Source organism: Actinocorallia longicatena (assembly GCF_039534125.1).
GTDB classification, from domain to species: Bacteria; Actinomycetota; Actinomycetes; order Streptosporangiales; family Streptosporangiaceae; genus Actinocorallia; species Actinocorallia longicatena.
The window spans coordinates 251,999-276,236 of record NZ_BAAAUV010000005.1 but is presented as its reverse complement, the minus strand read 5'-3'; the positions used below and the strand labels follow the sequence as shown (position 1 = coordinate 276,236).

At 72.3% G+C, this 24,238-nt stretch carries 21 protein-coding genes; 10 read left to right on the top strand and 11 right to left on the bottom strand.

The window, feature by feature from the left end; all coding sequences use genetic code 11:
- Position 1: 1 nt before the first annotated feature.
- Genes ABD785_RS12080 through ABD785_RS12055 form a run of 6 tightly spaced genes read right to left on the bottom strand, consistent with a single transcriptional unit; the run spans position 2 to position 7,900 of the window.
- A complete protein-coding gene (locus ABD785_RS12080) occupies positions 2-3,154 on the bottom strand; it encodes an AfsR/SARP family transcriptional regulator (protein WP_344826292.1) in 3,153 nt (1,050 codons plus the stop codon).
- A 49-nt stretch (positions 3,155-3,203) separates the two neighbouring features.
- Positions 3,204-4,085: a UTP--glucose-1-phosphate uridylyltransferase GalU gene (galU, locus tag ABD785_RS12075; protein WP_344826290.1), complete on the bottom strand. Its 882-nt coding sequence runs from the start codon at positions 4,083-4,085 to the stop codon at positions 3,204-3,206.
- The gene (locus ABD785_RS12070; protein ID WP_344826288.1) at positions 4,082-5,155 is read right to left on the bottom strand and encodes an ABC transporter ATP-binding protein; all 1,074 of its coding nucleotides are present in this window, start codon (positions 5,153-5,155) and stop codon (positions 4,082-4,084) included. The genes galU and ABD785_RS12070 overlap by 4 nt, the downstream gene beginning before the upstream one ends.
- A gap of 3 nt (positions 5,156-5,158) precedes the next feature.
- Positions 5,159-5,929 carry an ABC transporter permease gene (locus tag ABD785_RS12065; protein ID WP_344826286.1) on the bottom strand — a complete coding sequence of 257 codons (771 nt, stop codon included), beginning with the start codon at positions 5,927-5,929 and terminating at the stop codon, positions 5,159-5,161.
- On the bottom strand, positions 5,922-6,806 hold the full coding sequence (locus ABD785_RS12060; RefSeq protein ID WP_344826284.1) for an ABC transporter permease: 885 nt from the start codon (positions 6,804-6,806) through the stop codon (positions 5,922-5,924). Before ABD785_RS12060 ends, ABD785_RS12065 begins: the two co-directional genes overlap by 8 nt.
- 2 nt (positions 6,807-6,808) lie before the next feature.
- Entirely contained in the window at positions 6,809-7,900 is a 1,092-nt protein-coding gene (locus tag ABD785_RS12055; RefSeq protein ID WP_344826281.1) for a polyamine ABC transporter substrate-binding protein, read from the bottom strand.
- 118 nt (positions 7,901-8,018) lie between these two features.
- On the opposite strand from ABD785_RS12055, the gene ABD785_RS12050 reads away from it, so the two are divergent.
- Positions 8,019-9,050 carry a hypothetical protein gene (locus ABD785_RS12050; protein WP_344826278.1) on the top strand — a complete coding sequence of 344 codons (1,032 nt, stop codon included), beginning with the start codon at positions 8,019-8,021 and terminating at the stop codon, positions 9,048-9,050.
- Entirely contained in the window at positions 9,047-9,991 is a 945-nt protein-coding gene (locus ABD785_RS12045) for an SIS domain-containing protein (RefSeq protein WP_344826275.1), read from the top strand. The genes ABD785_RS12050 and ABD785_RS12045 overlap by 4 nt, the downstream gene beginning before the upstream one ends.
- Before the next feature lie 16 nt (positions 9,992-10,007).
- Here ABD785_RS12045 and ABD785_RS12040 read toward each other — a convergent pair whose 3' ends face one another.
- Positions 10,008-10,655, bottom strand: coding sequence for a TetR/AcrR family transcriptional regulator (locus ABD785_RS12040; RefSeq protein WP_344826272.1), 648 nt, complete (start codon positions 10,653-10,655; stop codon positions 10,008-10,010).
- A 128-nt stretch (positions 10,656-10,783) separates the two neighbouring features.
- Between ABD785_RS12040 and ABD785_RS12035 the strand changes: the two genes are divergently transcribed.
- From ABD785_RS12035 to ABD785_RS12015, 5 genes are all read left to right on the top strand, one after another.
- The gene (locus tag ABD785_RS12035; RefSeq protein WP_344826269.1) at positions 10,784-12,070 is read left to right on the top strand and encodes a glycosyltransferase; all 1,287 of its coding nucleotides are present in this window, start codon (positions 10,784-10,786) and stop codon (positions 12,068-12,070) included.
- Positions 12,067-13,428: an NAD(P)/FAD-dependent oxidoreductase gene (locus ABD785_RS12030; RefSeq protein WP_344826266.1), complete on the top strand. Its 1,362-nt coding sequence runs from the start codon at positions 12,067-12,069 to the stop codon at positions 13,426-13,428. The genes ABD785_RS12035 and ABD785_RS12030 overlap by 4 nt, the downstream gene beginning before the upstream one ends.
- A gap of 12 nt (positions 13,429-13,440) precedes the next feature.
- Entirely contained in the window at positions 13,441-14,856 is a 1,416-nt protein-coding gene (locus ABD785_RS12025) for an aminobutyraldehyde dehydrogenase (protein ID WP_344826263.1), read from the top strand.
- Between the two features lie 67 nt (positions 14,857-14,923).
- On the top strand, positions 14,924-16,114 hold the full coding sequence (locus ABD785_RS12020; protein ID WP_344826260.1) for a serine/threonine-protein kinase: 1,191 nt from the start codon (positions 14,924-14,926) through the stop codon (positions 16,112-16,114).
- 196 nt (positions 16,115-16,310) lie between these two features.
- Positions 16,311-17,477: a glycosyltransferase gene (locus ABD785_RS12015; RefSeq protein WP_344826257.1), complete on the top strand. Its 1,167-nt coding sequence runs from the start codon at positions 16,311-16,313 to the stop codon at positions 17,475-17,477.
- A 69-nt stretch (positions 17,478-17,546) separates the two neighbouring features.
- Here the strand turns inward: ABD785_RS12015 and ABD785_RS12010 are convergent, their stop codons facing one another.
- Positions 17,547-17,813: an EF-hand domain-containing protein gene (locus ABD785_RS12010; protein ID WP_344826254.1), complete on the bottom strand. Its 267-nt coding sequence runs from the start codon at positions 17,811-17,813 to the stop codon at positions 17,547-17,549.
- A gap of 63 nt (positions 17,814-17,876) precedes the next feature.
- Between ABD785_RS12010 and ABD785_RS12005 the strand changes: the two genes are divergently transcribed.
- On the top strand, positions 17,877-19,580 hold the full coding sequence (locus tag ABD785_RS12005; RefSeq protein ID WP_344826252.1) for a serine/threonine-protein kinase: 1,704 nt from the start codon (positions 17,877-17,879) through the stop codon (positions 19,578-19,580).
- Positions 19,581-19,638: 58 nt separating this feature from the next.
- Here the strand turns inward: ABD785_RS12005 and ABD785_RS12000 are convergent, their stop codons facing one another.
- Entirely contained in the window at positions 19,639-20,214 is a 576-nt protein-coding gene (locus tag ABD785_RS12000; protein ID WP_344826250.1) for a TetR/AcrR family transcriptional regulator, read from the bottom strand.
- Positions 20,215-20,417: 203 nt separating this feature from the next.
- Between ABD785_RS12000 and ABD785_RS11995 the strand changes: the two genes are divergently transcribed.
- Positions 20,418-21,482 carry an NAD(P)H-dependent amine dehydrogenase family protein gene (locus ABD785_RS11995; RefSeq protein WP_344826248.1) on the top strand — a complete coding sequence of 355 codons (1,065 nt, stop codon included), beginning with the start codon at positions 20,418-20,420 and terminating at the stop codon, positions 21,480-21,482.
- Here ABD785_RS11995 and ABD785_RS11990 read toward each other — a convergent pair.
- Together ABD785_RS11990 and ABD785_RS11985 are read right to left on the bottom strand one after the other, a co-directional pair.
- Positions 21,479-22,408, bottom strand: coding sequence for an alpha/beta fold hydrolase (locus ABD785_RS11990; protein WP_344826246.1), 930 nt, complete (start codon positions 22,406-22,408; stop codon positions 21,479-21,481). The genes ABD785_RS11995 and ABD785_RS11990 overlap by 4 nt on opposite strands.
- A 106-nt stretch (positions 22,409-22,514) precedes the next feature.
- Positions 22,515-23,141, bottom strand: a complete 627-nt coding sequence (locus ABD785_RS11985; protein ID WP_344826243.1) for an ATP-binding protein — start codon at positions 23,139-23,141, stop codon at positions 22,515-22,517.
- A gap of 90 nt (positions 23,142-23,231) precedes the next feature.
- Here ABD785_RS11985 and ABD785_RS11980 point away from each other — a divergent pair, with 90 nt between their 5' ends.
- Positions 23,232-24,233 carry a TerC/Alx family metal homeostasis membrane protein gene (locus ABD785_RS11980; RefSeq protein WP_344826240.1) on the top strand — a complete coding sequence of 334 codons (1,002 nt, stop codon included), beginning with the start codon at positions 23,232-23,234 and terminating at the stop codon, positions 24,231-24,233.
- Positions 24,234-24,238 lie beyond the last annotated feature (5 nt).

Here is a 24,238-nt window from a genome sequence, read left to right as displayed (position 1 = left end):
GTCACCCCATCCGCTCGAGCACGGCACGCGCCTCGGCCAGCAGGCCGGGGCCGCGCCGTTCTCCGTACTCCGCCTCGATCCGGGCCAGGACCCCCGGCGCGACCCGTTCGGCGTGCGCCGACAGCACCGGCCACTGCAGCGACGGGGTGAACCGGTTGTAGGCGAACCGGTCGGCGAGGACGAGCAGGCGCACCGCGTCCTCGGCGGGCATCGCGTCCTTCAGAAGGCCCCAGATGCCCAGCCCGGCGAGCGCCATCCCGGCCATCGGGTAGTCGCGGAACGAGCGGTCCTCACCGAACAGGTTCCGGGCCCTGACCTTGAGCGACGCGAAGAGGTCCGCCCCGTCGTCGCCCTCGGAGTACTGCGCGAACACCGCGAGCGCCATGGCCTCGCCGAGGGCCGTCCAGGGCGTGGCGACGTCCTGGTCCCCGTGGAGGACCGTCGCGCCGCCGCCCGTCTCGGGCGCCCGGGGGAAGCGCACGTTGGCGAGGGCCTGGGCGGCCTCGCGGTGCAGCCGCAGCCCGGTCGGGATGTCGCCGTCGATGAGGGCGAGCTGGGCCCGGCCCGCGACGACCGAGATGATCTCGGCGTGGGTGGCCCGGCCCGCCCGGACCTCCAGCTCGTCGATCATCCGCGCGGCCTCGTCGCGGCGGCCGTCGACGAGGGCGGCGGTGGCGAGGACCGCGCGGATCTGGAGGGCGTCGTCGACCGCGTCGAGGCGGTCGAGCACGGCGAGGGCGGCCGCGGCGTGGCGGGCCGCCGCCGCGCTGTCGCCCACGTGCTCGTACAGGCCGAAGAGCTGGGCGTGCACCATGGCGCGATGCCAGGGGCCGCTCTCCTCCCCGATGAGCTCCAGCGCCGCCTCGGCCGCCTCGATCGCACCGGCCGGGTCGCCGGTGTTCTCGCGGCCGTGGCTGAGCCACTGCAACGTGATCGCCCGGATCATCGGGTCGGGGTCCGCCGCCAGCTCCGCGCACTCGTCCTCGGGGCGCCACACCATGGCCAGCAGCACGGTCACGAGGGCCCGGACGCCCGGCTGCGCGGAGTCGGTGCCCAGGTCCGTCAGCGGACGCGCCAGCGCCTCGATCTCCGCCGAGGAGGAGATGATCATGCAGTTGAGCAGGGCGATGCTCAGGGCCATCCGGGCGCGGTCGGCCAGATGCGGCGGGGGCGTCCAGCCGTCCACGACCGCGCCGACGGCAGGGCCGAAGGCGATGCTGCGCGAATGGTCGCCGCTGATCGACCAGTAGCCGCCCAGCGCGGCGAAGAGGATCACCACGGCCTCCGGGTCGGGCTCGGCGAGCACCTCGCGCAGGACGTCGGCGAGGTTGGTGTCCTCCGCGCGCAGCCGGTCCATCGCCTCGAACTGCTCGGCGGAGTACAGCAGGGAGCCGTACCGGTCGGCCTGGCCGACGGCCCACCTCCGGAACGCGGCCCGCGCCTCGGCGGTCTCGCCCTCCGCGTCCAGGCGCAGCCGCCCGAACTCGCGCACCGTCTCGAGCATGCGGTACCGGACGCCGTCCGCCCGCTCGACGACGGTCAGCAGGGACTGCTCGACGAGCTCCCCGATGTCGCCGAGAGCGCCTTCGCCGAGCACCTCCTCGGCCGCGTCGAAGGTGAAGCCGTCGGGAAAGGCCGACAACCGGCGCAGGGCCCGGCGCTCCCGCTCGCCCAGCAGGCTCCAGGACCAGTCGATCACCGCGAGGAGCGTCCGGTGCCGCGAGGGGGCGCTGCGGTCGCCGCCGCGCAGCAGGGCGAACCGGTCGTCGAGGCGACGGGCGATCTCGGCCGGGGACATCACCCTGACCTTCGCCGCGGCCAGTTCGATCGCGAGAGGCAGGCCGTCGAGACGGTCCACGACGGCGCGGACGTCCTCCTCGCGCAGCCCGACGCCGGGCCGGGCCGCCGTCGCCCGGTCGCGGAACAGCGTCACGGCGTCGCCGGTGCCGAGCTGCGGCAGCGGGTAGACGCGCTCGGCGGCGATCGCCAGCGGGGCGCGCGTGGTGGTCAGCACCCGCAGCTCCCGGGTGGTCGCGACCAGATGGGCGACCAGGTCGGCCACGGCCCCGACCAGGTGCTCACAGTTGTCGAGCACCAGCAGGGTCGGCGCGAGGTCGAGCTGGGCGGCGATCCGGGAGCGGACGTCGGCGCGCTGCCGGGGGGTGAGGGTGCGGCGGCCCGCCACCGAGTCGCGGACGCCCAGCGCCGACCCGACCTCGTCGACCAGGTCCTCCGCCGCGGTCACACCGGCCAGCTCCACGAAGTGGACCACCGGCTGGGGGGCCTCGCGGGCGACGACATGGGCGAGCCGGGTCTTGCCGAGCCCGCCGGGGCCGAGGATCGCCACCACCCGGGCGGTGGCCAGCAGCGCCCGCACCCGCCGGAGGTCGTCGTCGCGGCCGAGCAGCGGGGTGGTGTCGAAGCGGACGCCGGTGCGCACGGGGCTGTCGAGCGCGAGCAGTTCCCCGTGGACCCGCTTCAGCTCCGGCCCGACATCCGACCCGCTCCGCTCCCGCACCTCCACGCGGTGGCCTTCGAAGCGGTCCAGCGCGGCGCCGGGGCCGCGCACCGCGGCCTCGCTGCGCAGGAGATCGGCCAGCAGCGCCTCGTCCCCGGGACGGTCCCCGGCGGCCCGCTCGAGGCCGGGCAGGGCGGCCTCGTGGTCCCCACCACGGCTCCGCGCCCTGGCCAGTACCGCCCCTGCGGACACGAGATCGGCCTCCGCCCGCCGCCGCACCTCGGCGAGCGGCCCCTCCCCCTCCGCACGCGCCGTCCCGGCCCCGACCGCCAGAGCCTGCTCCGCCGCCTTCGCCGCCGCGGCAGGATCCCCGGCCAGCAGGGCCCTCGCCCGTCCGGCCAGGGTGCGCAGCGCGACGGCGTCGACGCGGTCGCCCACGAGGTCGAGCCGGTAGCCGTTGCCGTCGGTGACCAGCGCCCCGGCACCGACGACGGCCCGGGTCCTGGACACCAGCACCTGGAGCGCCTTGGCCGGGTTGGCGGGTTCGTCCTCCCCCCACACCTCGGCGACGAGACGCTCGGTGCTCACGGTCCTGCCGTGCAGCACCAGCACGGCGAGCAGGGCCTGAGCCCTCTCCCCCACCACCGGCCGCCCCTGCCACCGCACACCGTCGAGCAGGCAGAGATCGATGGGCATCCCCCAAGTCTAGGGTCCTCCGGCTCCTGGGGCGTGGATCAGGACCCTCCTAGCCGTCGCGGCGGAAGCCGTCGAGCCAGGCGGTGAAGTCCTCGCCCAGCTCGGGATGGTCGGCGGCCAGGCGGACGATGGCCTTGAGGTAGTCGAGCCGGTCGCCGGTGTCGTAGCGGCGGCCGCGGAAGACCACGGCGTGCACGGGCCCCGCGCCCGGGGACGTGACGACGGTCCTGAGCGCGTCGGTGAGCTGGATCTCCCCTCCCTTGCCCGGCGGGGTCGTGCGGAGCGCGTCGAAGATCTCCGGCGCGAGGACGTACCGTCCGATGATCGCCAGATTGCTCGGCGCCTCACCCGGCGCGGGCTTCTCGACCAGGTCGGTCACCCGGACGACCTCGGGTCCCCCGGCCGGTTCGACGGCGGCGCAGCCGTACAGATGGGCCTGGTCCGCGGGCACCTCCATGAGCGCCAGGACCGACCCGCCGTACCGCTTCTGCACCTCGATCATGCGGGCGAGCAGGGGGTCGCCCTCGTCGATGAGGTCGTCCCCGAGCATGACCGCGAAGGTCTCCCGCCCGACGTGCCGCTCGGCGCAGGCGACGGCGTGGCCGAGGCCGCGCGGATCGCCCTGACGGACGTAGTGGACGTTGGCGAGGTTGGTGGAGAAGCGCACCTTGGACAGGCGCGACGCGTCGCCCTTGGCCCGCAGCAGGTCCTCCAGCTCGTACGCCCGATCGAAATGATCTTCCAGGGACCGCTTGTTCCGCCCGGTGACCATGAGGATGTCGGTGAGGCCGACCGCGACGGCCTCCTCGACGACGTACTGGATGGCCGGCTTGTCGACGACCGGCAGCATCTCCTTCGGCATGGCCTTGGTCGCGGGCAGGAACCGGGTCCCCAGCCCCGCGGCGGGAATGACCACCTTCGTGACGCTCACGCCGCGTCCCCCTCCTCGATGAGGACCGCGTCCTCGCTCTTCCAGGTGAACCGGACCGGGAGCCCCGGTTCCACCGACGCCGGCCCCGGAACCGTGACCAGGACGGGCTGCGCCACCCCCGGCACCTCGACCGCGATCCGGGACGTCCCGCCGGTGAAGACGGTGTCGACGACCGTCCCGCCCGGCCCCTCCGAGCCGAGCACCACGTTCTCGGGCCGGACCGCGAGCCGCACCGCGCTCCCCTCGGCGCTGGCGGCCGGGGCGGGCACGACGCCGAGCCCGGGCACCTCGACCCCCGAGCCCCGCACGGTGCCGCTGAAGAGGTTGTTGGAGCCGACGAAGTCCGCCACGAACACCGTCGCGGGCCGCTGGTACAGGGCGGTCGGCGAGGCGACCTGCTCGACCCGCCCGTCGTTGAGCACCGCGATCCGGTCGGCCAGCGACATCGCCTCCTCCTGGTCGTGGGTCACGACCACGAAGGTGATCCCGGCCTCGTGCTGGAGCCGCTTCAGCTCCAGCTGCATCTCGGCCCTGACCTTCTTGTCCAGAGCCGACAGCGGCTCGTCCAGGAGCAGCAGCCGGGGCCGCTTGACGATCGCCCGGGCCAGCGCGACCCGCTGGCGCTGCCCGCCGGACAGCTGGTGGGGGCGGCGCCCGGCCGCCGAGCTCAGCCCGATCGTCTCCAGGGCCTCGGCGACCCTGGTCCTGACCTCCTCGCGCGGCAGCCGCTCGCGCTCCAGCCCGTAGGCGATGTTCTTCGCCACGGTCATGTGCGGGAACAGGGCGTAGGACTGGAACATCAGGTTGACGGGCCTGCGGTGGGCGGGCAGCGCGAGCAGGTCACGGCCCTCCAGCCGGACCTCGCCCGAGGTCGGCTGGTCGAATCCGGCGAGGATCCGCAGCAGGGTGGTCTTGCCGCAGCCGCTCGGCCCGAGCAGCGCGAAGAACTCCCCCTGGCGGATCTCCAGGCTGACGCGGTCCAGGGCGGTGACGTCCCCGAAGGAGCGGGTGACGCCCTCGATCTCGACCAGCGGGGCGCCGGAGGGGACGGCGGTCGGTTCGGGCTTCATGGCCTATCCAATGCTGTCGGTGAGGCGGGTCAGGCGCTGGGCGGCGATCACGACGGTGAAGCTGACCGCGAGCAGCACGGTCGCCAGCGCGTTGATCTCGGGGGTGACCCCGAACCTGACCATGGAGTAGATGACGATCGGGAGCGTCGGCTCCTTCGGGCCCGCGGTGAAGAAGGCGATCACGAACTCGTCGATCGACAGGGTGAACGCCAGCAGGGCCCCGGCGACGATGCCGGGCATGAGCGTCGGCAGCGTGATCCGGGCGAAGGTGGTGAAGGGGCCGGCGCCCAGGTCGCGGGAGGCCTCCTCCAGGGAGGTGTCGGCATGGGTGAGCCGGGTCCGCACGACGGTCGTCACGAACGCCATCCCGAAGACGGTGTGCGCGGCGAGCACCGAGTGCAGCCCGAGCGTGGCCTGGATCGCCGAGTAGAAGGCGAGCAGGCCGATGGCGAGCACGAGGTCGGGCAGGATCGCCGGGAGGGTGGCCAGCGCGACGAGCGCCCGCGACCGGGTGTGCCGGGCCAGCCCGACCGCCAGCAGGGTGCCGAGGACGGTCGCGAGCGCGGTCGAGCCCGCCGCCACGATCAGCGTGTTGACCAGGCCCTGCCGGATCGCCTCGTCGCGGGCCAGTTCCCCGTACCAGGACGTGCCGAACCCGCCCCAGGAATAGGGCGTGTCGGCCTTGTTGAACGACATCAGCACGAGGACGGCGATCGGGGTGTACAGGAACAGGTAGGTCAGCCAGAACGGGCCGCAGGCCCATCTCTTACGCACGGTCGGCCTCCCCGGAGAAGCGGCGCGAGGCCCATGCCTGGAGCATGAGCAGGACGACGAGGACGGCGACGAGCGCCAGCGCCAGGACCGACCCGAACGGCCAGTCGCGCGCCTTGAGGAACTGGTCGCGGACGAGGTTGCCGACCATGACCGTCCGGCCTCCGCCGAGCAGCTCGGGGATGATGAAGTTGCCCATGCTCGGGACGAACACGAACACGCATCCGGTGAGGACGCCCGGCAGGGTCAGCGGGAGCGTCACCGACAGGAACGTCCGGGCGGGACGGGCGCCGAGGTTGGCCGAGGCCTCCTGGAGCTGGGGGTCGAGCCGCTCGATCGCCGAGTACAGCGGGAGGATCATGAGCGGCAGGTAGGAGTACACGAGGCCCGCGATGATCGCTCCATCGGTGTACAGCAGCTCCAGCGGCTCGTCGATCACGCCGAGGTCCTTCAGCGCGGAGTTGACCAGGCCCTGGGAGTTCAGCAGGACGATCCACGCGTAGACCCGGATCAGGAAGTTCGTCCAGAACGGCAGGACGACCGCGACGAGCGCGACCGTCTTCCACCGCTTCGGCAGCCGGGCGATCACGTACGCGGTCGGATAGCCGACGGCCAGCGCGATCACAGTGGCGATCCCTGCGATCTTCACCGACTCCAGCAGGACGTTCATGTAGACGGGGTCGGCGGCGCGGGTGAAGTTGTCCGCGGTGGCCTCGTAGACGACGCCGCCGAAACGGCCCCGCCGGAAGATCGTGTAACCGAGCACCAGGGCCAGCGGGACGACCATGAAGACGGCCAGGTACAGCAGGCCGGGACCGAGCAGCACGAACCGCTCGATCCCGGAACCCCGCGCAGCGGCCTTTCGGGTGGGCAGACGCATCGTCAGCTCGCCGCGACCTCACTGGCCAGGGTGGTGAACAGCGTCGAGGCCTCGCCGAGGTCGATCGCCGTCTCACCCTTCAGCAGGTCCGCCGGGCTCATGTCGAGCTGCGGGTAGGACTTCAGCAGCTTGGCGTCGACGGTCTCCATCGCGGGCTTGTTCGGCACCTTGTAGAGGATGTTCGCCGGGGCCCAGCCCTGGACGTCCGCTTCCAGCATGTGGTTGACGAACGCGTGCGCGGCCTCCTTGTTCTTGGAGGACTTCAGCACCACCATCGTGTCCACCCAGAGGTCGGAGCCCTCCTTAGGCAGGACGAACTTGATGTTCTTGGTGTCGGTCGGGCACCAGCCGTCCCAGGCCTCGACCAGGGCGGCCTCGCCGGACTTGAGCCGGTCGCCGAAGGTGGTGTCGTCGAAGGCCAGCAGGCTCTTCTTCGTCTCCACCAGCTTGGCCTTGACCTGGTCGAGCTGGGCGGGGTCGGTGGCGTTGACCGAGAAGCCGAGCGACTTGAGCGCGGGCAGGGCCAGCCAGCGCTCGGTGGCCATCATGGTGACCTTCTTCTTCAGCTCCGGACGCGGGCTGAGCAGGTCGTTCCAGCTGTCGGGGGTGAAGCCGACCAGGTCGTCGCGGTAGCAGATGCCGGTCGTGCCCCAGGTGTAGGGCACCGAGAAGGCGTTGCCCTTGTCGTAAGCGAGCCCGGTGGCCTCGGGGTAGAGGTTCTTCAGGTTCGGCACGAGGTCGGCGTGGATCGGCTCCAGCAGGCCCTGCTCGTTGAGAGCCTGGGCGTACTGGCCGGAGACGAACGCGACGTCGATGCCGCTGTCGCCGCCCGCGGTCAGCTTGGCGACGATCTCCTCGTTCGTGGCGTGCTTGGTGACCGTGACGGACGCGCCGGTCTTGGCCTTGAACTTCGCGGGCAGGTCGTCGGCCATGTAGCCGTCCCAGTTGGAGACGGTCAGGGACTGCTTGGCCAGGTCGGCGCCCGGATCGAGCGTGTCCGGCGGGGCGGCTCCCTCGGAGGACGAGCCGCCGCAGGCGGCGAGGGAGAGGGCGAGCGCCACCGTGATCGTCGCGGCGGGCATGCTGCGCAGCACGTCGACCACCACCTTTCTGGTCGGGGGGAACAGATGGGACGTGAGTGTTGCATCTGAACTCAGGATGGACAAGACTCAAAAGCCCAGATCAGGTTTAATCCATGTAACGGATTTGAATATGGATTCAGAATCATCGGCGCTCATCGCCGGTCTCGCGGACGGGCCTGGAGGCCTGCCCGGCGTCCGGTGGTTCCGGGCGTTGCCGCAGCTCGGCGACCTGTCCGAGCGGCCCGTCACGGCCGACCAGACCCACCGGTCGGTGATCGTCGGCGAGCGTCTGGTGGTCAAGTGGTTCAGCCCGCCGCCCGAGGCCCCCCACCGGGCCCTCGACCTGCTGGGGCATCTGGCCGCGGTCGGCTTCACCGCGACGGCCGCCCCCTACGCGGCGGTCCTGGACGGGGACGGGCGGCTGAGCGCCCTGATCACCGACTACCTGCCGGACGGCAGGGACGGCTGGGAGTGGTGCACCGAGGCGGCGATCTCCGGTGAGCCCGCCGGGCCGCTGCTGGGGGCGCTGGCCGCGGACCTGCACGCGGCGCTGGCGACGCCGTCCGCGCTGATCCCCGAGCCCGTCTCGGCCTCCGCCGGGGCGGGGGCCGGCTGGCACGCCCGGGCCCTCGCCGCGCTGGAGGAGGCGTCGGAGCTCGACCCCTGGCCCGGGCCGCGCGCCGAACGGATGCGGGCCGAGCTCGCCCCCCTCGCGGAGCCGGGCCCCACGCCGGTGCTGCGCATCCACGGCGACCTCCACGTGGGCCAGGTGCTGGAGTGGCGCGGCGGTCACGCCGTGATCGACTTCGACGGCAATCCCACCGTCGCCGCCGCCGAGACGCCCCAGCCCGCCGCCCGCGACGTCGCCCAGCTCCTCACCAGCCTGGAGCACGTCGGGCAGGTCGCCGCCGGGCGCGGGGCCGACTCCGCCGCCTGGACCCGGGAGGCGTGCGCCGGCTTCCTCGCCGCCTACACCGGCGGCCTCGCCGCGCACGGCCGCTCGGAGCTGTTCGACGAGAGGCTGCTGCGCCCCTTCGCCGTCGAGCAGGAGTGCCGTGAGCTGATCTACGCCGCCCGCTTCCTGCCGCGCTGGCGGTACGCGCCGCTCGGCGTCCTGCGTTCCTGGTATGAGACCGAAGATCCGATCGAAGGAGGGGCATGAAGCCCGACCTGTTCCGCGCCGACCTGGCGGCCAAGCCCGAGGCGCTGGCCCGGCTGGCCGCCTCGCTGCGCTCCGCCGACCCGTTCGCGGAGCTCCCCCGTGACGTCCGCCGGGTGGTGTTCCTCGGCATGGGGAGCAGCCGGTACGCCGCGCGGGTCGCCGCCTACCGGCTGCGCGCCCGCGGCCTCGACGCCGCCGCAGAGTACGCCTCGGCGCCGGCCTACCCGCCCGTGCCCGGCACCCTGTACGTCGCGGTCTCGGCCACCGGCGGCAGCCGCGAGACCCTCGACGCGCTGGAGCCGCTGCGCGGGAAGGCCCCCCTCGTGGCGCTGACGAACGTGCCGGACTCCCCCGTCGGCGAGGCCGCCGACCTGGTGGTGCCGATGCTGGCCGGGCCCGAGGAGGGCGGGGTCGCCTGCCGCACCTTCCAGCACACCTCGGCCCTGCTCCTGGCCCTCGAGCAGAGGCTCACCGGCCCCGGACGCGATCTTCCGGCGCTGCTCGACCGGACCGCGGAGGCCAGCGCCGAGCTGCTGGAGGGACGCTGGCTCGACCGGGTCCTCCCGCTGCTCGACGGCCCCGACGGCGTCTACATGATCGCCCCCTTCGAGCGGATCTCCTCGGCGGACCAGTCGGCGCTCATGGTCCGCGAGGGCCCGCGCAGGCCCGCCGACGCCTGCGAGACGGGCGACTGGGCCCACGTCGACGTCTACCTCACCAAGACCCGCGACTACCGGGCGCTGCTCTTCCCCGGCTCGCCCTACGACGCCCAGGCCATGGAGTGGATCACCCGGCGGGGCTCGACCGTGGTCACCGTGGGCGGCGAGGTCGACGGAGCCGCCGCGGCGATCCGCTACCGCGGCGACGAGGATCCGGATCTCGCCCTGCTCACCGAGACGCTCGTCGCCGAGCTCGTCGCGGCGGCCTGGTGGAACGATTAACTGAAATGATCTTCAATTAGGAGGCGGGGGAACGGCCCTTGCCCTTGACGGGCCTGGGCTCCTCGCGCAGCGGGTGGCCGACCGACTGGCGGGCGTAGTCGAGGATGAGCTCGACCGCCTCGTCCGGGCCGATCAGCGGATGCCTGGCCACGATCCGGTAGCCGTAGGCGTCCTCCAGGGCGACCAGGTTGCGGGAGATCGTCTGGGAGTCCCCGGCCAGTGTGAACACGCCCTGGGCGGCGCCCGTCTCCAGGATGAGCTGGTACATCGAGACCTGCCGGTCGTACAGCGTGGTCAGCAGGGTGGCGTAGATCCGGTTACGGCCCGCCGCGCCGCCCAGCTCGCACAGCAGCCGGACGTCGAGGTCGTCGGCGCCGTCGGGGAGACCGGAGCGGACCGTCACGATCAGCTTCTCGGCCGGGTCGGCGATCCCCGCGATCTTCTTCATCCGCAGGTCGTAGAAGCGCTCCATCCCCGCGTGGTGCGCCTCCAGCAGCAGGTCACCGATCTCGGGGTAGTGATAGAGGACGGCGCCCGAGGTCAGGCCGGCCTCCGCGGCGATCTCCTTCAGGTGCACCGAGTCGGTGCCGTGCTGGATCATCGCCCGGCGGGCGGCCTCGATGAGGTCACTGCGGCGCTCGGACCGGGATTTACGCGGTGTCATGGCGCCTCTTTCGGATGGGGGGCGGACGGATCGGATCCATTGTCGGTGCCGACAAGGTGTTGACGCGATGACCCGGATTCTATTTGAATCAGTCTTCAACAAAACAAGCCCCCACACAAGGAGTCAGCGTGGCCGAGCCGAAGCAGCTCACGGTCCTCTTCATGCCGGAGAGCGCCTACGGGCCCACCAACAACTGCGTCGGCATCGGCCATGTCCTGCGCGGCCGGGGCCACCGCGTGGTGTTCGCCGCCGAGGCGTCGTGGAAGGGCAAGCTGGCCCCGCTCGGCTTCGAGGAGGACCTGGTCGACCTCGCCCCGCCCACCGAGGAGGAGCAGGACGCCGGGCAGTTCTGGAAGGACTTCATCCGCGACACCGCCCCGGAGTTCCGCAAGCCGACCCTCGAGCAGCTCGACACCTGGATCAAGCCGGTCTGGGAGGAGCTGATCACCGGCGCCCGCTACTGCGAGCCGCGCCTGAAGGAGATCATCGAGCGGGTCCGTCCCGACGTGATCGTCGAGGACAACGTGCTGACCTTCCCCGCCCTGCTCACCGCGGGCGTCCCGTTCGTGCGGATCGTGTCCTGCAACCCCCTGGAGGTCAAGGGCGGCGACCTCCCCCCGGCCTTCTCCGGCTACCCGATCGACGACCGTTCCGGCTGGGACGGCTTCACCGCCGAGTACGACCGCACCCACCGCGAGCTGTGGGCCGGATTCAACGCCTGGGTGATCGAGCAGGGCGCCCGCCCGCTGCCCGACCTGGAGTTCATCCACGAGGGCGATCTCAACCTCTACGTCTATCCCGAGATCGCCGACTACACCGCCGAACGCCCCCTCGGGCCGTCCTGGCACCGGCTCGACTCCTCCGTCCGCGCCACCGACGAGGCCTTCACCGTCCCCGCGGAGATCGCCTCCGGCGAGGGCTCGCTGATCTACTTCTCCCTCGGCTCGCTCGGCTCCGCCGACGTGGAGCTGATGCGGCGCGTCATCGACGTCCTGGGCCGGACCCCGCACCGCTACATCGTCTCCAAGGGCCCCCTGCACGCCGAGATCGAGCTGGCGCCGAACATGTGGGGCGCGGAGTTCGTCCCGCAGACGCAGGTGATCCCGCAGGTCGACCTGGTGATCACGCACGGCGGCAACAACACCACCACCGAGGCTCTGCACTTCGGCAAGCCGATGGTCCTGCTGCCGCTGTTCTGGGACCAGTACGACAACGCCCAGCGGATCCACGAGCTCGGCCTGGGCGTCCGTCTCGACACCTACCGCTTCACCGACGGCGACCTGGCCGGTGCCCTCGACCGGCTGCTCGGCGACACCGCGCTGCGCGCCCGCCTCGAGGCGGCGGGCGCGGCGATCAGGGCCGCGGACGGCGTCACCCGCGCCGCCGACCTCATCGAGGGCGTGGCCCGCCCGTGAGCTTCTGGACCGGCAGGGACGGAGACCGTCCCGGCCCCTTCCCCCCGCCGCCGCCCGGCACCGAGGCCGACCTCGTCATCGCCGGTGGCGGGTACACCGGGCTGTGGGCGGCGATCCTGGCCAAGGAGGAGGCGCCCGGCCGCGACGTCCTGCTGCTGGAAGCCGAGACGATCGGCTTCGGCGGCAGCGGGCGCAACGGCGGCTTCGTCTCCGACTCCCTCACCCACGGCCTGTCCCACGGCGAGGCCATGTGGCCGGGCGAGCTGCCCGCCCTGGTCCGGCTCGGCCGGGAGAACCTGCGTGACCTCGCCGCGACCCTCGACCGGCACGGCGTCGACGCCGGGCTGAACCTCACCGGCAAGACGACCGTCGCGGTCAGGCCGCACCAGATCGGCGAGCTCCGCGCGCTGGAGCGGCTCCATCTGCGGCACGGCGACGACGCCGTCTGGCTCGACGCCGAGCGGATGCGCGCCGACGTCGACTCCCCCACCTACCTGGGCGGGCTGCGGGTCCGCAGCACCGGCGGGCTCGTCGATCCCGGCCTGCTGGTGTTCGGGCTGTGCCGGATCGCGGCGAAGCTGGGCGTCCGGATCCACGAGGGCACGCCGGTCACCGGGGTGGAACGTTCCGGCCCGGGGCTCGCCGTCCGCACCCCGGCCGGGACCGTCAGGGCGGGCCAGGCGCTGATCGCGACCAACGCCTACCCGTCGCCGCTGCGGCGGCTGCGCCCGTTCATCCTGCCGGTCTGGGACTACGCCATGGTCACCGAGCCGCTGAGCGCCGAACGGCTCGCCGCCGTCGGCTGGCGCGAACGCCAGGGCCTCACCGACGCCGGCAACCAGTTCCACTACTACCGGCTCACCTCCGACGACCGGATCCTGTGGGGCGGCTACGACGCGATCTACCATTTCCGGGGCCGCACCGACGAGGCCCTGTCCTCCCGCCCCGCGACGTTCGCCGCCCTGGAGACGCAGTTCGCCGAGACCTTCCCCCAGCTCGCCGACGTCTCCTTCACCCACCGCTGGGGCGGTGCCATCGACTCCACCAGCCGTTTCACCGCCATGTTCGGCACCGCGCTGGACGGGCGGGTCGGCTACTCCCTCGGCTACACCGGCCTCGGCGTCGCCGCGTCCCGGTTCGGCGCCCAGGTCGCCCTGGACCTGCTCGCCGGCCGGTCGACCGAGCGCACCCGGCTGGAGATGGTCCGGCGCTCACCGCTGCCGTTCCCGCCCGAGCCGCTGCGCTGGCCCGTCGTCGAGCTCACCCGGCGCGCCCTGATCGGCTCCGACGACCGCGGCGGCCGCCGCGGCCCCTGGCTCCGCCTCCTCGACCGCTTCGGTGTCGGCTTCAACTCCTGAAGGACTCTTCCCATGACCAGTTCCCGCATCCTCATCGACCCGGCGACCGGGCTGCCGACCGCCGAGATCCCGGACACGCCCGTCGCGGACGTCCCGCGGATCGTCGCGCGGGCCCGCGCAGCGTTCGGGCGGTGGCGCGACACCGTCCCCGCCGACCGGGCCCGGGTGCTGCTGCGCCTGGCCGACCTGCTGGAGGAGAACGCCGCCGAGCTGACCCGGCTGGAGGTCGAGGACACCGGCAAGCCCGCCGCCGTCTTCGCCGACGGCGAGCTGCCCTTCGCGGCCGACAACCTGCGCTTCTTCGCCGGAGCGGCCCGCTCCCTGGACGGCACCGGCGCCGGAGTCCTGTCGGCCGGGTACACCTCGGTGCTGATCCGCCGCCCGGTCGGTGTCGTGGCGTCCATCGCCCCCTGGAACTTCCCGCTGGTCATGGCCGTGTGGAAGATCGGCCCCGCGATCGCCGCCGGAAACGCCGTGGTGATCAAACCCGCGCCGCAGACGCCCCGCACCACGGTGCGCCTGGCCGAGCTCTTCGCCGAGGCGGGCGCCCCCGAGGACCTCCTCCAGGTCGTCACCGGCGACGCGGCCGTCGGCGAGGCCCTGGTCACCGACCCCGGCGTCGACATGGTCAGCGTCACCGGCTCGACCGCCACCGGCAAGGCCGTCATGCGCGGCGCCGTCGAGGGGCTGAAGCGCGTCCATCTGGAGCTCGGCGGCAAGGCGCCCGCGCTGGTGTTCGCCGACGCCGACCTGGACCAGATGGCGGGCGGCCTCACCATGGGCACCACCTACAACACCGGCCAGGACTGCACCGCCGCGACGCGCGTCTACGTGGAGCGCTCGGTGTACGCCGACGCCGTGGACGCGCTCCGCACCTCGATGGAGACCGTCCGGGCGGGCTCGCCGTGGTCGGAGTCCACCGACATCGGCCCGCTGGTCTCCGCCGCCCACCGCGACCGGGTCGACGGCTTCGTCCGGCGCGCGGTCGCCGCCGGGGCAGAGACCCTGACGGGCGGAGTCCTCCTCGACGGCCCCGGCTTCTTCTACCCGCCCACCCTGCTGGTGGGCGCCCGCCAGGACAGCGAGATCGTCCAGGGCGAGGTCTTCGGCCCGGCCCTGGTCGTCCTGCCCTTCGACACCGAGGACGAGGCCGTCGCCCTGGCCAACGACACCCCCTACGGCCTGGCCTCCTCGGTCTGGTCCACGGACGTCTCCCGCGCCCTGCGCGTCTCCCACCAGCTCGACGTCGGCGTCACCTGGGTCAACGACCACCTCCCGATCGCCTCCGAGGCTCCCCACGGCGGCGTCAAGGGCAGCGGCTTCGGCAAGGACATGAGCCAGGAATCCCTCTCCGACTACTCCGTCACCCGCCACCTCATGATCAAGCACACCGCTCCTGCCCCCCACACCTCCTTCCGCCCCGCCTGACCGGCGGGATGTCTCGGTTCGGGAACGCCGCTCCCGGACCGGGCGCCGCCCGGTCTACCGTCGCGGGGTGACGGTGGTTCTGGGTGGGCGGTATCGGCTGGTCGAGGTTCTCGGGGCCGGGGCCATGGGGGAGGTGTGGCGGGGGCGGGACGAGTCACTGGACCGGGAGGTGGCGGTCAAGCGGGTGCTGCTGCCCGCGCGGCTGTCGGACGGGCAGCGGGACATGCTGTTCCAGCGTTTCCAGCGGGAGGCGCGGGCGACCGCGCGGCTCAGCCATCCCGGGATCGTCACGATCCATGACGTCGGGACCCACGACGGGGTGCCCTTCCTCGTCATGGAGTACATGCGGGGGCGGTCGCTCGGGGCGGAGATCACGGCGCGGGGGCGGCTGGAGGTATCCGAGGTCGCCGCGATCGGGGCCACCCTCGCCGACGGGCTCGCCGAGGCGCACCGCGCGGGGATCGTGCACCGCGATCTCAAGCCCGACAACGTGCTGCTGGCCGGGAGACGGGCCGTGATCACCGACTTCGGGATCGCGAGCCTCATCGACGCCACCGCGCTCACCACGCCGGGGAGCCAGCCCGGCACGCCGCTCTACATGGCGCCCGAGCAGATCGAGGGACGGCCCCCGACGTCCGCGGCCGATCTGTGGTCGCTCGGCGCGACCCTCTACACGGCCGTGGAGGGGCGGCCGCCGTTCCCGCTGGGCACGTCGATGGCGGCGCTGTTCCACGCGATCCTGTCCGGTTCACCGCGCGCACCCGAGCGCGCGGGGCCGCTCGAACCCGTCCTCGCGACGCTGCTGCACCGGGATCCCGGGCGGCGGGCGTCCGGGGAGGCGGTCGCGGAGATGCTCGGCGCGCTGGCCGGGCCGGTGCACGCCCCGCGTCCCGGTGCGGCACCGGCCGGGCCCGCGGCGGGTCCCCGGGCCGCCTCCGCCTGGCCGGGGACCGACTCCCGGCCCGGTCCGCACCTTCATCCGGCGCGGCTCGCCTGGGAGTGCGGACGGATGATCGTCCGGGGTGCGGAGACGGACGCCTGCGCCTGGCTGGCCGACCGGCTGGCCGCCGAGCTCGGGCCGTCCTACCGGGAACGCCTCGCCGTGACCCGTTCCAACGTCCATCGCGCGGACTCCGCCCGTTACAGCGAGGCCGGGGCCTGGCGGGCGCACCTCGACCGGCTCTTCTCCGAGCGTCCGGGGCTCGTCACGGTCTTCGCCGAGCTGCTCGACGAGCTCACCGCAAGGCTGCCCCGCTGACATCGCGGCACCGGCGGACTTGACCGATCGCGAAGTATGCCCCACTATGTAACTCGAGTGCCTAAGACGCAGGCACGCCCTCCGGTGGCAGGTTTCTGATCTGCCGAAGTATCAATCCGGAGGCGCGTGAGCGCGTCCTGACGGCACTCTTTCGTCTTTCCGGGACTGCTCCTGCGCCTCCAGCTGGGAGCCTCTCATGAAGATCTCGATGATCGCCGTCGACGGTATCGACCAGGTGACCCCGCTGGCCCGTGAGCTGGGCGAGCAGGGGCATCACGTGACCATTCACACCCGGAGCGAGAAGCCGGGCAAGCGCCGCACCACGCTGGCGGCGAACGTGGTGGTCGACCCGATCCCGGCCGGCCCCGAACGCCCCCTCGACGGCGCCGAGGTCCTGCCGCACCTCGCGGAGTTCGGGACCGCCCTCGCCCAGCGCTGGTCCAGGAAGGGACAGGGCCCCGACGTCGTGCACGCGCACGGCTGGACCTCCGGTCTCGCCGCCATGACCGCCTCCCGCACCCTCGGCGCCGACGCCGTCTCCCCCAGCGCCTCCCCCGAGCAGCTCGCCTCCGGGCGGCGGCTGCCGCTGCTCCAGACCTACGGACCGCAGGCCTCCCACGGCGCGCGGGTCGACCCCGCCGCGCAGGCCCGTCTCGAGCGCGCGCTCGGCCGGTCCGCGGCCGCCTCGACCGTCCCGTGCGACGAGAACCGCGACGACCTCGTCCGGCTCGGCGTTCCCCGCACCCGCATCGCCGTCGTCCCCGCCGGCATCGACACCGAGGAGTTCACCGAGCGCGGCCCCGTCGCCCCGCGCGGCGAGCGCCACCGGATCCTCGTGCTCACCGGGCCCGGCGAGAGCGCCCACCTGGCCGTGCGGGCGCTGACCCGGCTGCCCGGCACCGAGCTCGTCATCGCGGGCGGACCGCACGCCGCCGACCTGGAGACCGACCCCGACGCCACCGAGCTCCGCACGCTCGCCAAGGACCTCGGCGTCGACGACCGCGTCATCATGCTCGGCGAACTCGCCCGCAAGCAGGCCCCCCGGCTCATCCGCTCGGCCGACCTCGTCCTGGCCCTGCACCACGACCCCTACGGCACCATCGCCCTCCAGGCCATGGCCTGCGGCGTCCCCGTCATCGCCCACGACTCCGGCGCACACCGCGACACCGTCCTCGACGGCGTGACCGGGCTCCTCATCAGCGACCTGTCCCCCGTCGCGCTCGCCCGCCGCGTCCGCGACCTGCTCGCCAACCCCGTCCGCCGCGAGGCCCTCGGCATCGCCGCCGCCGACCGCGTCACCTCGCGGCACAGCTGGGACCGGATCGCCCGCGAGACCGCCTCCCTCTACGACAAGATCGCCTGATCCTCCCCGCTCTCCCCTCGGGCCCGTCCTTCGACGGGCCCGAAGCGTTTCCCGTGAGCGGGACGGCGGTCAGGGGTTGAGGGAGTTCCAGAACTCCTCGAAGGACAGGACGCCGTCGCCGTTGGCGTCCTTCTTGTCGAAGATGGCCCGCACGGTGGCCTCGGAGAAGTCACCCAGGTTCGCCATCACCTCCCGGTACTCGGCGACGCTGATGAACCCGTCGCCGTCCTTGTCGAACCGGTCGAACTGCAGGCGCGCCTTCGCCCTGCGCTCCTCGATGTCGGACATGCGTTCCTCGCCTTGTTTCGTGATACTTGACCGTAAAAGACTAGCCATGACCGGTCCGGTTCCGAGGCCGTAAGTACCGCGACCGTTATCTTTTGGCGCCATAATTCGGGCGTGGATCTCGCCCCCTTGAAGAACGAAGACCCGGCGCTGCTCGCCGGGTACACGCTGCGCGGACGGCTCGGGGAGGGCGGGCAGGGCGTCGTCTACCTCGGTGAGGACGGCGCCGGACGGCAGGCGGCCGTGAAACTGCTCCGTCCCGGGTTCACCGAGGACGCCGGGATGCTCGAACGGTTCATCCGGGAGGCCGAGACCGCCCAGCGGGTCGCACCGTTCTGCACGGCCCAGATCCTGGACAGCGGGACCTTCGAGGGACGCCCCTACATCGTCACCGAGTTCATCGACGGGCCCTCCCTGCACGACGCGGTCGTCGAAGGCGGGCCGAAGAGCGGAGCCGACCTGCACCGGCTCGCCATCGGCACGATCACCGCGCTGACGGCGATCCACGAGGCCGGGATCGTCCACCGCGACCTCAAGCCGCGCAACGTCCTGCTCGCCCCCGACGGCCCGCGCGTCATCGACTTCGGCATCGCCAAGGCGCTGGACGTCACCTCCAGCCTGACCGGGGCGCCGATCGGCACCCCCGCCTACATCGCGCCGGAGATCCTCGCGGGAGAGCCGGCGGAGTCCGCGTGCGACCTGTTCTCCTGGGGCTGCACGATCGCCTTCGCCGCCCAGGGCGGTTCGCCGTTCGAGGCCAACTCCCTCCCCGCGGTGATCAACAAGATCCTCAACCTGACGCCCGACCTGTCCGGGATGAGCGAGCCGCTGCGGTCCATCGTCGGTTCCTGCCTGAGCAAGGAGCCCGCGCAGCGTCCGACGGCGGAGCGGGTGCTGCTGTCCCTGCTCCAGCGCCCGACGCTGGCTCCGGGCGTCCTGGCCGAGGCGGCGGCCGCGGCGAGCCAGGCCGCTCCTCCCCCGGCACCGGCCCCGACCTTCAAGACGCCGGAGCCCGCCGGGACGTTCCCGCCGCCGCCCGCCACGACCATGCCCGGTGGCCGGCCCTACCAGCAGCACTACCAGCCCGGCCCGCAGTTCCCCGGCCCACCGCAGTCCGGCTGGACCCCGCCGCAGACCCACCCGGCCTCCTGGCCGGCGCCGCGACCGCCCGGAAGGGCCGGAAAGGGACCGCTGGTCGCCGTGGCGGCGCTCCTCGCCCTCATGATCGGCGGAGGCGCCTACTACGTCTCGACGACGAAGGGCGACGACAACCTGCTCGGCGGCTCGCTGCCCACGACGCGCGTCACCACCGGCGGGGACAGGCCCGGCCGCACCGCGTCATCGTCCCCGCGGGCACAGGAGCCGGGGAAGACCGCCTACTTCTCGGACGCGACCGGCCTGTCCGGCGCCTTCACCAGCGCGATCGGCTCCCCCTTGAAGATCAAGCGGCTGGTCATCTACCCGGACTACGCGATGCTGACCGCCGAGGACCCGAAGAAGAAGGGGAACGTCGACAGCTACCTCCTGCGCGGCACCGTCGGCGAGCCCCGCCCCGAGATGCTGGCCGGCGACGAGAAGACCCAGCTCACCAAGTACCTGTTCCCCATCACCTCGGTCGACTTCTCCGTCGTCCCCAAGCTGGTGAAGGACACCACCAAGCGCCTCGCCTACGACGACCTGAAGATCAGCCACATCATCCTCGAGGTCGACCTCCCCTGGTCCAGCGGCGTGACCTGGAAGGTCTACGGCGGCAGCGAACGCGAAAGCGGCTACGTCAAGTACACCCTCAAGGGCAGATTCATGCAGTCCTTCACCTGACGCCCTGGGGGTGCGCGAGGCCGTCGCGGGTCGAGGCGACGGCCTCGCGACGGGGCCTTTACATAGTAAGTTCCGGGTGGGCGGCGTGGCCTTCGACGAAGGCCGTGATGTCGCGGGTGACGACCTCGGCGAAGCCCCTGCCCTCGTACTCGCCGGTGGCCCAGTGGCGGGTGCCCGCCTCCAGCAGGGACTGGGCGCCGCGGGCCACCTGCAGGACGTCCAGGGACGCGGGGAGCTTCCCGTCGGACCGTGCCCGGCGCAGCAGGCCGAGCAGGAGGTACCGGGTCTCGTGGTGCTCGTCCGAGCGGCCCTCCGACAGCGCCCTGACCTCCGCCCGGTGGCCTTCCAGGACGGTCTCGACGAGGAGTTCGGGAGGGTTGCGCAGCATGGTCCGCTCCAGGGCCTCCAGCACGGCGGCGATCACCTCGGCGAGCTCGTAGGGCCCCTCGACCAGCTCCCGCCACCGGTGCCTGGCCTCCCGGGTGGACACGAATCCCGCCTCGAGGAGGGCGTCCTCCTTGCGCGGGAAGTAGAAGTAGAACAGCGCCTTGGAGACCCCCGCGGCCCGGCAGATGTCGGCGACGGTCGTGGCGGCGAACCCGTTGGTCCGCCACAGCGCGATCGCCGCCTGCACCAGTGACCGCTTGGTCTCGCGGGAGCGCGACTGCGCGAGATGCGCCCTCCGCTGACCCCGGTCAGCACTTCTGGATCCCCGTCCCTGTGCCGATGCGCTCTCCACACTGGGCAGCCTACCGAACCTGACAGCGCAGAAAATGTTGACCCGGGTCAGATTCCGACCCTACTCTCGGGCGACATCCGAGGCCCTTGGAGGCAAGAGTGCAACGCAGCGCCGACCACCGTCCCCTCCGCGTCGTCCAGTGGACGACGGGGAACGTCGCACGCCAGTCGGTCGCCGCCGTCGTCGAGCGTCCGGATCTGGAGCTCGTCGGCGTGTACGCCCACGGCAAGGAGAAGGCGGGCCGCGACGCCGGGGAGCTGGCCGGCCTCGGCCGAACGCTGGGCGTCCTCGCCACCGGCGACATCGAGGAGATCATCGCCCTCAAGCCCGACTGCGTCCTCTACATGCCGCTGCACCCCGACGTGGACCATCTCACACGGCTGCTGCGGGCGGGGATCAACGTCCTGACCACGGCGTCGTTCCTCACCGGACGGGCCTACGGCCAGGCCGCGCGGACGGCCCTGGACGAGGCCGCCAAGGCGGGCGGCGTCAGCCTGTTCGGCAGCGGCATCAACCCCGGCTACGCCGACCAGCTCGCCGCGGTCGCCTCGGGCATCTGCCGCAAGGTCGACCGGGTGACCGTCTTCGAGTCCTTCGACATCGGCATGTGGGCGGGCGACGCCAACCAGGACGAGCTCGGCTGGGGCCGCCCCGCCGGCGACCCCGGCCACGCCGACGACGTCGTCAAGGCGACCGCCCCGTTCGGCGACGCCGTCGAGGCCCTCGCCGAACTGCTCGACGCGGAGCTCGACGACGTCCGCTGCGAGGTCGAGTTCGCCCACGCGACCCGCGACCTCGACGTCCCCGGCCGCACCGTGCTCGCGGGGACCGTCGCCGGTCTCGACATCCGGTGGATCGGCTCCACCGCCGGAGCCGACGTCGCCGAGGCCCACATCCGCTGGACGGTGACCCCCGAGCTCGATCCGGCCTGGGAGGTCTCCATGGCCTACCTCATCGAGATCAACGGCCACCCGCAGGTCAACCTGCGCGTCGAGGTCCTGCCACAGGACATGGAGTCGATGACCCTGGAGGAGATGCTGGCGATCGGCTCGGTGATCACCGCGATGCCGGTCGTCAACGCGATCCCGGCGGTCGTCGCCGCGCGTCCGGGCATCGTCACCTACGCCGACCTGCCCACCCAGTCCTCCCGCCACCTCCCCTAGGGGTCGAGGGAGGCCAGGAAGTCCAGGAGCGCCGCGTTCACCTCGTCGGGGCGCTCCTGCTGGACCCAGTGCCCGGCGCCCTCGACGACGACGTGGCCGCGCAGGTCGGTCAGGACCTCCGCCAGCTTCCCGGAGGGCATGAAGTCCGCCACGACGTCGTCGGCGCCGATGAGGAAGAGGGACGGCCGGTCGATCGTCCGGCCGGCGGTGTGCTCGGTGAGCGACCAGTTGCGGTCCATGTTGCGGTAGTAGTTGAGGCCGCCGGTGAAGCCCGTGCGCTCGAACGTCCGCAGGAAGACGCCGAAGTCCTCCTCGCTCTGCCAGGACGGAAGCCCGGGGACCGGCCCGGCGGCCGTCCAGGCGGGGGCGTGGGTGCCGCCGCCCAGCAGGGTGCGGCGCACGTCCCGGTTCAGGACGGCGTCGGCGACGCCCGGCTCCTGGAACCAGCAGATGTAGAAGTCGTCGCCCAGCCTCCGCCGCAGGATCGGCAGCGGGGGCACCGGCGGCCGGGGCGAGACCGGGACGCTCAGCCCGGCCACCGCCCTGACCCGCCCGGGATGCAGCAGCGCCATGCTCCACACGATGGACGCCCCCCAGTCGTGGCCCACGAACACCGCCTCGTCCGCGCCGATGTCGTCCAGGAGGCCCGCGAGGTCACCGCAGATCGTGAGGATGTCGTAGTCGCCGGCGGCTTCCGGCCGCGAGCTGGCGCCGTACCCGCGCATGTCGGGTACCAGGACGCGGTGTCCGGCGTCCGCGAGCGCGCGGACCTGGTGGCGCCAGGAGTACCCGAGCTCGGGGAAGCCGTGGCAGAGCACGACCGGCGGCCCCTGCCCGTGGTCGACGACCGCGAGCTCGATCCCGTTGACCGCCGCCCGCCGGGACCCCAGCGCCTCCCAGTCCGCCAAGCTCGACCGCGCCACCATGTGCCCACCTCTCACAGCCGGATCATCCGCACCATCGAATCCGACATTGTGGAGCAGACACCGCGCCTCCGGCAGACCCGCCTCCGGAAGCGGTCACCTCGTGCCGTCAGGTCACCGGCCGCTTCAGGTGGGCGGTGACCGTCTTGCCCTGGCGCCCGGGGCTGGTGGTCGTCGCCCAGTTCCCCTCCGTCAGCAGGTCGACGATGAACAGGCCGCGTCCGCTCTCGGACTCGCCGTCCGCGTACTCCGACCGCTGGACGGGCAGCTCGTCCACCGGGTCCCAGATCGACAGGACGATCTCGTTCGGCTGGATGCTCAGCCGCAGTTCCACCCATTCGCCGTCCGCGTGCCGGACGGCGTTGGTGACCAGTTCCGACAGCACGATCAGGACCGTGTCGATGAGGTCGTCGTCGAGCTCGCGGGCCTGCATGGTCGCCTGCGCGGCGAGGCGGCACGACCGGACGAGGTCGGCGCTGGCGACGAAGGCGACGTGGAAGTCCTCGTGGAGCGACGCCCGGCCCGAGGACGCACGGGGTGCATCGGTGACTGTGATGACGATCGCCTCCGTTGGGCACGGGACTCCTGGGCGTCCTCGTGCGGTCCGGTGATGCCGTGGTGATTGTGCGTCATCATGCACCTCGTGGTTTGCAGATGCAACGGCTGATGCACGTGCATTTGCCAGAGCACCAAAAACTTTCGCTCTGGAACGGGCCAATCCGAGCGTCGCCACCATCCGTGGCCGGGACGTTCCGCAGGGTGGACGCGACCGATCGCGGGTACGGGACGTTGAGCGACGGCAGACGGGCGATCGGAGGGTGGGGCCGTGGAGGTCACTGCGTTCGAATGGGCGGTCACGATCGGGGTGATCCTCGCGCTGTTCGCGTTCGATCTCGCCTGGGGGGCGCTGCGGCCGCACGCCGTCGGGTTCAGGGAGGCGGGCCTGTGGTCGGTCTTCTACATCGCCGTCGCCGTCGTCTTCGGGTTCGTGCTCGCGTCCCACTGGGGGTGGGGGTTCGGCGGTGAGTACTTCGCGGGGTACATCGTCGAGAAGAGCCTGTCGGTCGACAACCTCTTCGTCTTCGTGATCATCATGACGACGTTCGCCGTGCCGCGTGAGCACCAGCACAAGCTGCTGACGTTCGGCATCCTCGCGGCGCTGGTCCTGCGGGCGATCTTCATCGCGCTCGGCGCCGCGCTGCTGTCGATGTTCTCCTTCATGTTCCTGCTGTTCGGCCTGCTGCTGATCTGGACCGCGGTGCAGCTGTTCCGGCACCGCGACGAGGACCCCGACGTGGAGAACAACCTCCTGATCAAGACCGCCCGGCGGGTGCTCCCCGTCGCCGACGACGTGTCCGACGGGAGGATGTTCGCCCGGGTCGACGGGCGCCGCATGGTGACGCCGCTGTTCGTGGCCTTCATCGCGATCGCCGGCTGCGACCTGCTGTTCGCGCTCGACTCGATCCCCGCGGTCTTCGGCGTGACCGAGGAGCCCTACATCGTGTTCGTGGCGAACGCGTTCGCGCTCCTCGGGCTCCGCGCCCTCTTCTTCCTCGTCACCGGGCTGCTGGACCGGCTGGTCTACCTGTCGACGGGTCTGGCGATCATCCTCGCCTTCATCGGCGTGAAGCTCATCCTGCACTGGGCCCACGGCCTCAACGACGCCATCCCCGTCATCAGCACTCCGTTGTCCCTCACCGTGATCATCGGCATCCTGGTCGTCACCACGGTGGCCAGCCTCGTGAAGTCCTCCCGCGACCCGTCGGCCAAGGCCCACCCCGGCTCCCTCCGCGCCACCCCCTCCGCCCGCCGCGAGGACGAGGCCTGACCGGC